The 13,367-nt window shown below is 71.8% G+C and carries 9 protein-coding genes; 4 read left to right on the top strand and 5 right to left on the bottom strand.

The window, feature by feature from the left end; all coding sequences use genetic code 11:
- Positions 1-52 precede the first annotated feature (52 nt).
- A complete protein-coding gene (locus GQQ92_RS02605) occupies positions 53-1,207 on the top strand; it encodes a glutamate--cysteine ligase (protein WP_156997657.1) in 1,155 nt (384 codons plus the stop codon).
- A gap of 34 nt (positions 1,208-1,241) precedes the next feature.
- Here GQQ92_RS02605 and GQQ92_RS02600 read toward each other — a convergent pair whose 3' ends face one another.
- Positions 1,242-2,774: a GH1 family beta-glucosidase gene (locus GQQ92_RS02600; RefSeq protein ID WP_372493408.1), complete on the bottom strand. Its 1,533-nt coding sequence runs from the start codon at positions 2,772-2,774 to the stop codon at positions 1,242-1,244.
- A gap of 96 nt (positions 2,775-2,870) precedes the next feature.
- Here GQQ92_RS02600 and GQQ92_RS02595 point away from each other — a divergent pair, with 96 nt between their 5' ends.
- Entirely contained in the window at positions 2,871-3,671 is an 801-nt protein-coding gene (locus GQQ92_RS02595; protein ID WP_156997655.1) for a spermidine synthase, read from the top strand.
- A 61-nt stretch (positions 3,672-3,732) separates the two neighbouring features.
- Here GQQ92_RS02595 and ffh read toward each other — a convergent pair whose 3' ends face one another.
- From ffh to ftsY, 3 genes are all read right to left on the bottom strand, one after another.
- Entirely contained in the window at positions 3,733-5,313 is a 1,581-nt protein-coding gene (ffh, locus tag GQQ92_RS02590) for a signal recognition particle protein (protein ID WP_156997654.1), read from the bottom strand.
- A 135-nt stretch (positions 5,314-5,448) separates the two neighbouring features.
- Positions 5,449-5,937, bottom strand: a complete 489-nt coding sequence (locus tag GQQ92_RS02585) for a hypothetical protein (protein ID WP_156997653.1) — start codon at positions 5,935-5,937, stop codon at positions 5,449-5,451.
- 23 nt (positions 5,938-5,960) lie between these two features.
- A complete protein-coding gene (gene ftsY / locus GQQ92_RS02580) occupies positions 5,961-6,836 on the bottom strand; it encodes a signal recognition particle-docking protein FtsY (RefSeq protein WP_156997652.1) in 876 nt (291 codons plus the stop codon).
- Between the two features lie 100 nt (positions 6,837-6,936).
- Here ftsY and GQQ92_RS02575 point away from each other — a divergent pair, with 100 nt between their 5' ends.
- Together GQQ92_RS02575 and GQQ92_RS02570 are read left to right on the top strand one after the other, a co-directional pair.
- A complete protein-coding gene (locus tag GQQ92_RS02575; protein ID WP_156997651.1) occupies positions 6,937-7,905 on the top strand; it encodes a TIGR03885 family FMN-dependent LLM class oxidoreductase in 969 nt (322 codons plus the stop codon).
- Positions 7,902-9,563: an alpha-amylase family protein gene (locus GQQ92_RS02570; protein ID WP_156997650.1), complete on the top strand. Its 1,662-nt coding sequence runs from the start codon at positions 7,902-7,904 to the stop codon at positions 9,561-9,563. Before GQQ92_RS02575 ends, GQQ92_RS02570 begins: the two co-directional genes overlap by 4 nt.
- Positions 9,564-9,662: 99 nt before the next feature.
- Here the strand turns inward: GQQ92_RS02570 and smc are convergent, their stop codons facing one another.
- Positions 9,663-13,301 (bottom strand): chromosome segregation protein SMC, encoded by a 3,639-nt coding sequence (gene smc, locus GQQ92_RS02565; protein WP_156997649.1) that lies wholly within the window; start codon positions 13,299-13,301, stop codon positions 9,663-9,665.
- Between the last annotated feature and the right edge of the window lie 66 nt (positions 13,302-13,367).

Genomic DNA, 13,367 nt, shown 5'->3' with positions numbered 1-13,367 from the left:
GTGTCATGATGGGCCGACGGTGGCGCACGCACCGCGCGGAAGGGGGCCAAGCATGCCGATCGAGTTCGCTCGTTCCCGTCGGTCCACCGTCGGCCTCGAGTGGGAGATCGCGATCGTCGACCGTGAGACCGGCGAGCTCGCGTCCGTCGGCGACCGCGTGCTCGAGGTGCTGCACGAGCGCAGCGAGGGCGGGCGGCATCCGTTCATCACCGAGGAGATGCTGACCAACACCGTCGAGCTCGTGAGCGACGTGCACGTGCGCGTCGCCGACGCCGTGGCCGACCTGCAGCGCCAGCTCGACGAGGTGCGCGCCGTGGTCGACGAGCTCGGCGACTACGAGCTGATCTGCAGCGGCTCGCACCCGTTCAGCCAGTGGTACGACCAGCACCTCACCGACAAGCCGCGCTACCACAAGCTCGTCGAGCGCACCCGCTGGTGGGGGCGCAACATGATGATCTGGGGCGTGCACGTGCACGTCGGCATCGAGGACCGCGACAAGGCGCTGCCCATCCTCGACGGCTTGCTCACCTACCTGCCCCACCTGCAGGCCCTCTCGGCCTCGAGCCCGTTCTGGGCGGGCGTCGACACCGGGTACGCCTCGAACCGCGCGCTCATGTTCCAGCAGCTGCCCACGGCCGGGCTGCCCTACCGGCAACCCGACTGGGCGGCCTACGAGCGCCACGTCGACGACCTCGTGCGCACGGGCGTCATCGAGGACCACTCCGAGGTCCGGTGGGACATCCGCCCCTCGCCGAAGTGGGGCACGATCGAGGTGCGCGTCTGCGACGGCGTCTCCACCGCGGACGACCTCGCGGCCATCGGCGCCCTCGTGCAGTGCCTCGTCGAATGGATGAGCACGCGCCTCGACCGCGGCGAGGAGCTCGTCGTGCTCCAGCCCTGGTACACGCGGGAGAACAAGTGGCGGGCGGCCCGCTACGGGCTCGCGGCCGAGGTGATCACGGATGCCGCGGGCACCGAGCGCCTCGTCGCCGACGACCTGCGCGACCTCGTCGCCACGCTCGAGCCCGTGGCCGAGCGGCTCGACTGCGCGCACGAGCTCGCGCTCGTGCTCGACCTCCTCGATCGCGGCGGCAGCTCGCAGCGCCAGCTCGACGTCGCCGCGGCGCACGACGGCGACCTCAGGGCCGTCGTCGCGCACCTCGCGCGCGAACTCCGCGGCGACGCCTCCGCCGCGGCATCCGACTGACCGGCGGCCTCGCGGTTCCGGGGCGGACGCCGCCCTACGAGGACGCGTCGGCGCCGGACGCCTCGGCGCCGGATGCCTCGGTACCGGACCCCTCGGCACCGATCTCGGGCACCGGCGCGTCGGGCAGGCGCCGGGTGCGGATCAGTTCCGCGTACCAGAGCGCGCTGTCCTTCGGGGTGCGCTCGAACGTGTCGTAGTCGACGCGCACGATGCCGAACCGCTTCGAGTAGCCGTAGCCCCATTCGAAGTTGTCCATGAGCGACCACACCTGGTAGCCGCGCAGGTCGACGCCGCGCTCGATCGCGCGGTGCGCGGCGGCGAAGTGCCGGCGCAGGTAGTCGGTGCGCTCGACGTCGTGCACGGCGGGGCCGGCCGGTCCCTCGACGAGCTCGTCGGCGAACGCGGCGCCGTTCTCGGTGACCATGAGCGGGAGCTCGGGGTACGCCTCGTGCAGGGCGACGAGCAGGTCCTCGAGGCCCGAGGGGTCGATGTTCCAGCCCATCTCGGTGTACGGACCGGGCTGCTCGAGGAACTCGACCGACTCCGAACCGGGCCATGCCGTGCCGCCCATGTCCTTGTGTCCGTCGGCGTTGACGCGGGGCGACTCGCCGTCCCACATGCGCACGGTCACGGTCGAGTAGTAGTTGACGCCGAGGAGGCTGATCGGCTGACGGATGAGCTCGGCGTCGCCCGGCTTGACGAACGCCCAGTCGGTGACGTGGGCCGTGTCGACGATGACGTCGGCGGGGTACTCGCCGTCGAGGAGCGGCCCGAGGAACAACCGGTTGGCGAGCCCGTCGATGCGACGTGCGGCCTCCTGCCCCGTCGGCCCCGACGGGCGGATGACGTGCAGGTTCAGCGTGATCGAGTAGCCGGGGTCGTTCGTGACGACCTCGCGGAGCGCGGAGACGGCGAGACCGTGCGCGAGGTTCAGGTGGTGCACCGCGGCGAGGGCCTTCGCGCCGTCCATGAGCCCGGGCGCATGCGCCCCCGAGCCGTAGCCGAGGTACGCCGAGCACCACGGCTCGTTGAGGGTGGTCCAGACGGCGACCCGGTCGCCGAGCCGTTCGCCCATGATGCGCGCGTAGTCGGCGAAGGCCTCGGCGGTGGCCCGATTGGCCCAGCCGCCCTCGTCCTCGAGGGCCTGCGGAAGGTCCCAGTGGTAGAGCGTCGCGATGGGGCGGATGCCTCGGGCGATGAGTCCGTCGACGAGCCGCTCGTAGAACGCGAGCCCAGCCTCGTTCGCGGGGCCGCGGCCCGTCGGCTGGATGCGCGGCCAGGCGATCGAGAACCGGTAGGCCTCGAGCCCGAGCCGCTGCATGAGGTCGAGATCCTCGTCGAGGCGGTGGTAGTGGTCGCAGGCGCGGTCTCCGGTGTCGCCGTTCCAGACCTTGCCCGGCGTGTGGCTGAAGGTGTCCCAGATCGACGGACCGCGGCCGTCGTCGTGCACGGCGCCCTCGATCTGGTACGAGGCGGTCGCCGAGCCGAAGAGGAAGTCCTCGCCGAACGCGAGCCCCGCATCGCGGTAGTCGGCCGAACCGTTGCCCATGTCTGCTCCCCGTGTCATGCGCGGCATCCGTTGCCGCCCGCATCACTGTATCGCGTCGCATCCCCGTTTGCTTACAGCTCTGTAAGCAAACGGACTCGCGCATAGAGTTGGCGCATGGACGACGGCCGCACGCTCACCCTCGACGCCGTCGGGCTGCACGCCGAACTCCTCCCCGGTCGAGGCGCGAACGGCGGCGTGTCGCTCGTCGTCGACGGCGTCACCCAGTCGCACGTGAACCCGGCCGACCCGCTCGACCTGCAACTCGAATACGTACGGTGCGTCGCGGCCCTCGCCGACGGATGCCTCGACCCGGCGCAACCCGTGCGGGTGCTCCACCTCGGGGCGGGCGCCCTGACCATCGCACGCTACCTCGGCGCGACGCGACGCGACGGCGTGCACCACGTCGTCGACCTGCATCGCGAGCTCGTCGAATTCGTGCTCGACGCGCTCCCCCTCGACCCGTCGATCGTCGCGACCTTCGAGTACGACGACGCCCGCGCCGCCCTCGCGCGCGCCGCGCAGCACGGCATCGAGTACGACCTCGTCATCGTCGACCTGTTCTCGGGGAGCCGCACCCCCGAGCACCTCTCGACCCTCGGATTCTTCGAGCTCACCGCCGACGTGCTCTCCCCGGGCGGCGTGATGGCCGTGAACGCGATCGCCGAGCCGGGCCTGGCCGCGGTGCGCGCCACGGGAGCGACGCTCCGCGACGTCTTCGACGAGGTGGTCGCGCTCGCGGCCCCCGCCGTGTTAGCCGACGCGGGGCGCGGCAACGTCGTCTTCGGCGCAGCGCACCGACCGCTCGCGCAACGCCCCATCCGGCGGCGTGCGGACCCGGCGCATCGACGCATCGACGTGCTGGGCGGCGCCGCGCTCTCCGCGCTGCTCGACGGGGCCGCGGTGCGGCGCGACTGACGTCGGCCCTCCCGCGGCGCCGGTCGGCGTGCGCCGCGCCGGCCGTCGGCGAGCGCCGAGATCAGCGACCGAGCAGCTTCTGCACCTTCGCGAGGTCTTCGGCCGAGGGCGTGGCCGACCCGCCCTTGGCGCCGAGGCCGAAGCCGGCGCCCGCGGCCGCCGAGGCGCCCGCCACGGGGCGTCCTTCGGTCAGCGCCTGGTTCTCGGCCGCGCGCTTCGCGGGGTTGCCCGAACGCGAGCCCGACGCCTTCTTCTTGCCCTTCGCCGAGGCGCGCTTGCCGCCGCCGTGACCGCCGCCGCCGGGGATGGGCCCCATGCCGGGGATCTGCGGCATGCCGCCGCGGGCGACGGTCTTCATCATCTTCGCGGCCTGCTCGAAGCGCTGCACGAGCTGGTTCACGTCGGTGACGGTCATGCCGGCGCCCTTCGCGATGCGCAGCCGCCGCGAGCCGTTGAGCAGCTTCGTGTTCTTGCGCTCGGCCGGGGTCATCGACTGGATGATCGCCTCGGTGCGCACGATCTCGCGCTCGTCGAAGTTCTCGAGCTGCTGCTTCATGCCGCCGGCGCCCGGCAGCATGCCGAGCATCTTCTTGATCGACCCGGCGCCGCGCAGCTGCTGCATCTGGGCGAGGAAGTCCTCGAGCGTGAACTGCTCGGTCGCGAGCTTCTCGGCGACCTTCATCGCCTCTTCTTCGTCGAACGCCTGCTGGGCCTGCTCGATGAGGGTGAGGATGTCGCCGAGGTCGAGGATGCGGCTCGCCATGCGGTCGGGGTGGAAGGGCTCGAAGTCGTCGAGGCCCTCACCCGTGGAGGCGAAGATGATGGGGCGGCCGGTGACGGATGCCACGCTGAGCGCCGCGCCGCCGCGCGCGTCGCCGTCGAGCTTGGAGAGCACGACGCCCGTGAAGTCGACGCCGTCCTGGAAGGCCTTGGCCGTGGTGACCGCGTCTTGGCCGATCATCGCGTCGATGACGAAGAGCACCTCGTCGGGGTTCGTCGCCTTGCGGATGTTCGCGGCCTGCTTCATCATCTCGGCGTCGACGCCGAGGCGTCCGGCCGTGTCGATGATGACGACGTCGTGCTGGGCGCGCTGGGCCTGGGCGACGCCGTCCTTCGCGACCTTCACCGGGTCGCCGACGCCGTTGCCTGGCTCGGGCGCGTACACGGGCACGCCGGCCTGGCCGCCGACCACCTGGAGCTGGTTCACGGCGTTCGGACGCTGCAGGTCGCTCGCGACCAGCATCGGCGTGTGGCCCTCTTTCACGAGCCACTTCGCGAGCTTGCCCGCGAGCGTGGTCTTTCCGGCGCCCTGGAGGCCCGCGAGCATGATGACCGTCGGCGGGTTCTTCGCGAACTGCAGACGGCGCTGCTGGCCGCCGAGGATGCTCACGAGCTCTTCGTTGACGATCTGCACGACCTGCTGGGCCGGGTTCAGTGCCTTGTTGACCTCGTCGCCGAGGGCGCGCTCGCGCACGTGCGAGGTGAACTGCTTGACGACGTCGAGGGCGACGTCGGCGTCGAGCAGCGCGCGGCGGATCTCGCGCACGGTGCCGTCGACGTCGGCTGCAGAGAGCTTGCCCTTGGTGCGGAGATTCTTGAAGGTCTCGGCGAGGCGGTCAGACAGGTTTCCGAAGGTAGCCATGGTGATTCGATTCTACGGGTCTCGGAGGGGTGCGCTTTTCAGGAGGGGGTATGGCGACGCGCCGCCGATTCGCCTCCGCGGTCGATCGGATGACGGCGCGTCGCGACATCCGCTCCTGAAAAGCGATTTCGGCGGTCAGCCCTCGAAGCGCACGTCGACGACCTCTCGGCCGACGTCGATGGCGGCGATGAGGCGCTCATCGGTGTCTTCGGGCGCCAGCCCGTACTCGAACTCGGCGAAGCCCTCGCCCTCGCCGTAGAGCTCCGGTCGCAGGTCGACGCGCACGAGCGACATCGAGCGGAGCGCGTCGATCTGCCGGTCGCCCGAGTCCCGGCCGATGGCGTCCTCGACCTCCTCGGCGAGCTCGAGCTCGGGGTCGAGCAGCACGTTGAGGAACTTCACCACCGGCGAGCTGCCCGAGTCGAGCTGGCTCACGAAGGCGTTGCGGAGCTCGTCGTCGACGAGCTCGAGCTCGCTGACGAGGGCCGCGGCCCCGTCGAGGGCGGTGAGCGGCACCTCTTCGTCTTCGGTCTCGAGCACGACCTCGACCCGCTGGTCGGCGTACTCGATCTCCTCCGACCAGTAGTCGCCCACGATGCCGAAGTAGTCGTGCTCGGTGGCCATGGCCCGTCCTTCCTTTCTCGGCGTCAGCCGACGAGTTTCTGCGCGAAGACGTGCGGGGTGAAGCCCGTCAGGTCGTTGATGCCCTCGCCCTGCCCGATGAGCTTGATCGGCAGTCCGGTCTTCTCCTGCACGGCGAGCACGAAGCCCCCCTTGGCGCTGCCGTCGAGCTTGGTGAGCACGAGGCCGGTCACGCCGCCGTGCTCGATGAACGCCTCGGCCTGCGCGAGCCCGTTCTGGCCGGTGGTGGCGTCGAGCACGAGCAGCACCTCGCTGACGGGCGCCTGCTTCTCGACGACCCGCCGGATCTTGCCGAGCTCGTCCATGAGCCCGCCCTTGGTGTGCAGGCGCCCGGCCGTGTCGATGATCACGATCTCGATGCCCTCGCGCTTCGCGCGGTCGACGGTCTGGAAGGCGACGGATGCCGGGTCCTGGCCTTCTCGCTCGGGCCGGACGATCTCGACCCCGGCGCGACCGGCCCAGGTCGCGAGCTGCTCGACGGCGGCCGCGCGGAACGTGTCGGCCGCGCCGACGACCACGCTGCGGTCGTAGGTGCGGAGGAAGCGCGCGAACTTGCCGATGGTCGTGGTCTTGCCCACGCCGTTGACGCCGACGACGAGCACGACCGCCGGGCGCTCGGTGAGCTTCAGCGTGGGGTCGTACTTCGCGAGCCGCTCCTCGACGATCTCGCGCAGCATCCGCTGCACGTCCTTCGGGTCGGTGGTCTTGTACCGCTCGACCTGCGCCTTGATCGCGTCGACGATCTCCTCCGTGACGGCCGGACCGAAGTCGGCGCGGATCAGCGCGGCCTCGAGGTCGTCCCAGGTGTCCTCGTCGATGGTCTTCGCCCCGAAGACCCCACGGAGGGCCGCGCCGAGCGACCAGGATGCGCGTTCTGCCATGCCTCCAGCCTAGAGCGCGGTACACGGCGGCCGGTGCGGCTGCAAGGGGTTGCCCCCGATCCGCCGGGTTGGGAGCCTCGATGCGACGGAAGGACCATGCATGACGATCGTGGGATTCCATGCCTCGCACGAACAACTCCCGCCCAGCCGACTGCTCCGAGCGGTCGCGCACGCCGAAGCCGCCGGGTTCGACGCCGCCATGTGCAGCGACCACTTCGAGCCGTGGAGCGTGCGGCAGGGCCACTCCGGCTACGCCTGGAGCTGGCTCGGTGCCGCGCTCGAGGCCACGTCGCTCCCGATCGGCGTCGTCACCGCGCCCGGTCAGCGCTATCACGCGGCGATCGCCGCGCAGAAGATCGCGACCCTGGCCGAGATGTACCCCGGCCGGTTCTGGGCCGCGCTCGGCAGCGGGGAGGCGATCAACGAGCACGTCACCGGCGACGTCTGGCCCGCGAAGGAGGTCCGCGATGCACGGCTGACGGAGACCGTCGACGTCATCCGCAGGCTCCTCGACGGCGAGGAGGTCTCGGTCGACGGCCTCGTGCGCGTCGACCGGGCCCGAGTCTGGAGTCGCCCCGACACGGCCCCGCCGCTGCTGGCCGCGGCCGTGAGCTCCGAGACCGCGAGCGAGGTCGCGGCGTGGTCCGACGGCCTCATCACCGTGGACCAGCCTCGCGAGGCGCTCCGCGACGTCATCGCCTCGTATCGCGACGCCGGGGGCCCGGGTCCGATCGCCGTGCAGGTGCACCTGAGCTGGGCCGACACCGACGAGGAGGCCGCCGCGATCGCCCACGACCAGTGGCGCCAGAGCCTCGTGCCGCCGCACCTCGCCTGGGAACTGGACCGCCCCGAGGACTTCGACGACCGCACCGCCGACGCGACGCCGGAGGAGGTCGCCGGCAGCCTGATCGCATCGGCGGACACGGGCCGGCACCTCGCCCACCTCGCGGGCATCGCCGAACTCGGCGTCGACCGCATCTACCTCCACCACGTCGGCACGCGGCAGGACGCGTTCATCGACGCGTTCGGCGAGCACGTGCTGCCCCAGCTCAAGGAGTCCGCTCGATGAGGATCACCGACCGAAGCGACCTGTGGTGGAAGACCGCGGTCGTCTACTGCCTCGACGTCGAGACGTACATGGACTGGAACGACGACGGGTCGGGCGACTTCGCGGGGCTCGCCCATCGCCTCGACCACCTCGCCGAGCTCGGCGTCACCTGCATCTGGCTGATGCCGTTCCAGCCCTCGCCCGACCGGGACGACGGCTACGACATCACCGACTTCTTCGGGGTCGATACCCGGCTGGGCTCGCTCGGCGATGTGGCCGAGTTCACCCGGACCGCACGCGACCGCGGCATGCGGGTGATCATCGACTTCGTCATGAACCACACCTCCGACAAGCATCCCTGGTTCACCTCCGCGAGGCGGAGCCGCTCCTCGCCGTACCGGGACTGGTACGTGTGGCGCGACGATCCGCCCAAGACGCCGAACGAGGTGTTCCCCGGGGAGGAGGATTCGATCTGGGAGTTGGACGAGCGCAGCGGCCAGTACTACCTGCACAGCTTCTACCGCCATCAGCCCGACCTGAACATCGCGAATCCGGCGGTTCGCGACGAGATCGCGAAGACGATCGGATACTGGCTGCAACTCGGCATCTCCGGATTCCGGGTCGACGCGGTGCCGTTCCTCATCGAGCCGCCGGAGGGCGTCGACATGGGCGACCCGCACGAGTTCCTCCGAGACATCCGCCGCTTCCTGCAGCGCCGCTCGAGCGAGGCGATGCTGCTCGGGGAGGTGAACCTCCCGTTCGACGGGCAACTGGACTTCTTCGGCCGCGCCGGAGCCCCCGCCGAGCTCACCATGCAGTTCGACTTCGTCGGCATGCAGGCGCTCTACCTCGCGCTCGCCCGCCAGGATGCGCGGCCGCTCGCCGCGGCGCTCGAGGCGCGGCCGACGCTCGAGCCCGAGGCGCAGTGGGCGAACTTCGTCCGCAATCACGACGAGTTGACCCTCGACAAGCTCTCGAAGGCGGAACGCGAGGAGGTGTTCGCCGCCTTCGCGCCCGAGGAGTGGATGCGAGTCTACGACCGCGGCATCGTGCGCCGGCTGCCGCCGATGCTCGACGGCGACCCGCGTCGCATCCGCATGGTCTACAGCCTCCTCTTCTCGTTGCCGGGCACCCCGGTGCTGTTCTACGGCGAGGAGATCGGCATGGGCGAGAATCCCGCCCAGGAGGGCCGTCAGGCGGTGCGCACGCCGATGCAGTGGACGGGCGGAGCGAACGGCGGCTTCTCGAGGGCGATCCCGTCGAGGCTGGCGGCGACGCCGCCGGGCGACGGCTTCGCGCCCGAGCACGTCAACGTCGAGGCGCAGATGCACGACCCCGATTCGCTGCTCTCGTTCATGAAGCGGCTCACGGCCCGGTACCGCAGCTCGCCCGAGATCGGCTGGGGCGCCTTCGACCTGCTCGCCACCGAGCACGACGCGATCCTCGCCCATCGCATCACGGCCGACGTCGGCCGCTTCGTCGCCGTGCACAACTTCGCCGCCGTGCCCGCGATCGTCTCGCTCGATCTCGGCGCCACGGCGCCCGAGAGCGTGCTCTCCGACCTGTTCGACGTCGCCACGACCCCGATCGACGATCACGGGCGGGTCGAGGTGCATCTGGAGGCCTTCGGCTACCGCTGGTTCCGCATCGTCGAACCCGACGACCGTCGCATCACCTGATCCGAGGCGGGCGCGACCTGGAGGGCCGGATGCCGCGGAGGCGGCGGATGCCACGGAGGTGCCGCACTCCGCGGCAGTGCCGCACCCCGCGGCATCCGCTCAGCTCGCCTTGGCGGCGGGCTCCTCGCGCACGCGCTGCCCCACGACCGCGGAGACGCCGTCCTGGCGCATCGAGACGCCGTACAGCGCGTCGGCGATCTCCATGGTGCGCTTCTGGTGGGTGATGACGATGAGCTGGCTGTCGGCCCGCAGGTCTTCCATCGTGGTGAGCAGCCGGCCGAGGTTCGCGTCGTCGAGCGCGGCCTCGACCTCGTCCATGATGTAGAACGGGCTGGGGCGGGCCTTGAAGATGGCCATCAGCAGCGCGACCGCGGCGAGGGAGCGTTCGCCGCCCGAGAGCAGCGACAGCCGTTCGATCTTCTTGCCGGCGGGCCGCACGGCGACCTCGATGCCGGTCGTGAGCATGTCGTCGGGATCGGTCAGCGAGATGCTGCCGGTGCCGCCCGGGAAGAGCACGGGGAACACCTGCGCGAACGCGGCCTGCGTGTCGTCGAACGCGTCGCGGAAGATGGCGGACATCTTGCCGTCGATCTCCTCGATGATCGTCAGGAGGTCTTTGCGGGTGTTCGCGAGGTCGGTGAGCTGCTCGGTGAGGAAGAGGTGACGCTGCTCGAGCGCGGCGAACTCCTCGAGGGCGAGCGGGTTGACGCGCCCGAGCTGCGCGAGCTTGCGCTCGGCGCCGGCCAGACGACGCTGCTGCTCCTCGCGGCGGTACGGGCGAGCCTCTGCGAGCGCGTCGACGTCGACGTCGACGTCGGCGTCGGCGTCGGCGAGCGCATCGGCGGCGGATGCCCCGGCCCCCGCGTCGTCGCCATCGGCCGTCGCCGCCGTGGCCGGCGGCCGGGCGGCGCCGTCGACGGGGATCGGCACGTCGGGACCGTACTCGGCGACGAGCACCGCCTCGTCGAGCCCGAGCTCGGACTCGGCGCGTTCGAGCATGCTGCCGACCTGCAGCTTCTTCTCGTAGATGCGCAGCTCGAGCCCGTGCACGTCCTCGGTCACGGCGTGGAGCCGCTCGCGCACGGCGCCCTCGTCGCGGCGCAGCGCCTGCAGCTCCTCGTTGCGTGCCGCGCGCTCGGCCTCGGCGCGTGCCAGGGCGACGCCGGCTTCGGCGACCGAGGCGTCGACCGAGGCGAGCGCGGCGGGCAGCGACGCCGCGACCGCCGAGGCCGCGGCCAGCTGCGCGCGCCGCACGACGGCGCGGCGCGCGGCGTCGGCGGCGGCCTGCCGCTCGGCGTCGTGCTGCGCCTGCATCGCGCGGATCCTGGCCTCTTCGGCGCGCACCCGCTCGCGGGCGGTCTCGAGCCGCAGCTTCGCCTCGACCTCGGCCTCCCGCGCGCGATCGAGGCGAGCGGATGCCTCGTCGCGGGCGCTCGGGTCGAGCACGGGCCTCGGCACGGCACGGGCCGCCTCGAGGGCCGCCTTCGCCTCGGCGGAGGCCGACTCGGCGTCGGCGACGCGGTCCTGGGCGTTCGCGACGGCCTGCCGCAGCCGCTCGGAGTCGGCCTCGGCCGCCTCGGCCTGCACGCGCGCGCGGTTCAGGCGCTCGGTGCGCTGGGCGAGTTGCGCGTCGAACTCCCGCAGCGCGGTCAACGCGGCCTTCGCGGCGTCCTTCGCTCTGACGTGCAGTTCGCGCTGCTCGCCGAGCTCGCCGCGACGGACCTCGATCTCGCTGCGCACCTCGTCGAGCCGCGCGGCGGCCCGGTCGCGCTCGGCGAGCAGTTCGATTCGGCTCTGCTTGCGGCCGGTGCCGCCGCGCACGACGAAGCGTCCGACGAGCGTGCCGTCGCGCGTGATGACGGTCGCCGGGACCGTGCGCTCGGCGAGCGCCCGCTCGGCGGCGCGCACCGCGTCGAGGTCGTCGGCGATGAGCACCTCGGCGAGGACGCCGAGCACCCCGGCCGGCGCGGTGACGACGTCGGATGCCGCGACGAAGCCGGCCGGCAGGGTGTCGGTCGCGGCCCTGACGGCACCCGCGGGTGCGGCGAGGACGAGCGCGACGCGCCCCATGTCGCCTCGTTCGGCCTGCACGAGCGCGGCGTGCGCGGCCGCGAGGTCGTCGACGAGCACCGCGTCGCTCAGCGACCCGAGCGCGGCCGAGACGGCGGCCTCGAATCCGGGCCGGACCTGCATCGACTCGGCGAGCAGCCCGTGCACGCCGGTCACGTTCGCGGCGACCAGCGCCGAGGATCCGTCCTTCTGGTCGAGGGCGAGCGAGAGCGCCTGGGTGCGCGCGGCGAGCGCGCCCTGCTCGCGTTCGCGCTCGTGGAGTTCCTCGCGCAGCCGTTCCATCTCGGCCTCCGCCTCGAAGACGGCGGCCTGTGCGAGCTCGTACGCCTCGTCGAGGTCGGTCTCGGCCGTCTGCTCGGTCTCGGCCTCGCCCTGCGCCTCGGCGAGCGCGGCCGCGGCGGCCTCGCGTCGCTGCGAGGCGGCCTCGAGCGCGTTCGCGTGCCGCAGCACCTCGCCGCGGACGGCGGCGAGCTTGGACGCCTCGGAGTCGGCGCGACCCGAGAGCTTCGACAGCTCCAGGTCGTGGGCCTGCACCTCGGCGCTGCGGCGGGCGATGTCGACGTCGACCGCGTCGAGGTCGAGCCGGGCCCGCCGCGTCGCGTCCTGGGCGTCGTCGAGGGCGGATGCCGCGGTGTCGATGCCCTCGCGGATCTCGTCGAGCTCGGCGACCGCGTCCTCGATCATCGAGCGGCTCACGGTCGGAGCGGCATCCGTCGTCTCGTCGGCGGCAGAGAGGAGGGCGATGCGCTGGTTGGCGAGCGAGTCGAGCGAGCGCAGTGCGGTGCGCGCCTGCTCGAGCGCGAAGTTCGCGCTGCGGGCGGTGTCGACGTCGTCGCCGAGGTGCGACTGCTCGAGCGCGGTCACGCGGGCCTGTCGTTGCTCGAGCTGGTCCTGGAGCACGAGCCGCTCGGAGTGGCGCTGCTGCTCGGTGCGGCCGTGGTCCTCGAGCGCCCGGCGCAGCGCGACGACATCGTCGGCGAGCAGGCGCGCCTTGGCGTCGCGCACCACCGCGGCGATGGTCGCGGCCTCGCGCGCGACCTCGGCCTGGCGCCCGAGCGGCTTCAACTGCCGACGGATCTCGCCCGCGAGGTCGGACAGGCGGGTGAGGTTGGCCTGCATGGCGTCGAGCTTGCGGAGCGTCTTCTCCTTGCGGCGCCGGTGCTTCAGGATGCCCGCGGCCTCCTCGATGAAGCCGCGGCGGTCCTCGGGTGTGGCGCGCAGCACGGCGTCGAGCTGGCCCTGCCCGACGATCACGTGCATCTCGCGCCCGAGTCCCGAGTCGGAGAGGAGTTCCTGCACGTCGAGCAGGCGGCACGTCTCGCCGTTGATGGCGTACTCGCTCGAGCCGTTGCGGAAGAGGGTGCGCGAGATCGACACCTCGGAGTACTCGATCGGCAGCGCGCCGTCGGAGTTGTCGATCGTGAGGCTGACCTCGGCGCGGCCGAGCGGTCCGCGCGTCGAGGTGCCGGCGAAGATGACGTCCTCCATCTTGCCGCCGCGGAGGGTCTTGGCCCCCTGCTCGCCCATGACCCAGGCGAGGGCGTCGACGACGTTGGACTTGCCCGAGCCGTTCGGGCCGACGATGCAGGTCACGCCCTGTTCGAAGGCGAACGTCGTCGGCTGCGCGAAGGACTTGAATCCCTTCAGCGTCAGGCTCTTGAGATACACGCCCCACCCTTCCGACTCGCGAGCACGCTGCCGTCGAGCGTAGCCGAGAGCGGCGGATGCCCCGGC

The organism is Agromyces terreus, from assembly GCF_009749465.1.
In the GTDB taxonomy this organism is placed as follows: domain Bacteria; phylum Actinomycetota; class Actinomycetes; order Actinomycetales; family Microbacteriaceae; genus Agromyces; species Agromyces terreus.
The sequence above is the reverse complement of the archived record's forward strand: the minus strand, read 5'-3'. Positions and strand labels throughout refer to the sequence as shown.

Bases quoted from the DNA above. Each gene is read 5' to 3' on its own strand.
- GQQ92_RS02600 (WP_372493408.1), bottom strand. From the start codon at position 2,774: ATGACACGGGGAGCAGACATGGGCAACGGTTCGGCCGACTACCGCGAT.
- GQQ92_RS02595 (WP_156997655.1), top strand. From the start codon at position 2,871: ATGGACGACGGCCGCACGCTCACCCTCGACGCCGTCGGGCTGCACGCC.
- GQQ92_RS02570 (WP_156997650.1), top strand. From the start codon at position 7,902: ATGAGGATCACCGACCGAAGCGACCTGTGGTGGAAGACCGCGGTCGTC.
- ftsY (WP_156997652.1), bottom strand. From the start codon at position 6,836: ATGGCAGAACGCGCATCCTGGTCGCTCGGCGCGGCCCTCCGTGGGGTC.
- ffh (WP_156997654.1), bottom strand. From the start codon at position 5,313: ATGGCTACCTTCGGAAACCTGTCTGACCGCCTCGCCGAGACCTTCAAG.
- GQQ92_RS02585 (WP_156997653.1), bottom strand. From the start codon at position 5,937: ATGGCCACCGAGCACGACTACTTCGGCATCGTGGGCGACTACTGGTCG.
- GQQ92_RS02575 (WP_156997651.1), top strand. From the start codon at position 6,937: ATGACGATCGTGGGATTCCATGCCTCGCACGAACAACTCCCGCCCAGC.
- GQQ92_RS02605 (WP_156997657.1), top strand. From the start codon at position 53: ATGCCGATCGAGTTCGCTCGTTCCCGTCGGTCCACCGTCGGCCTCGAG.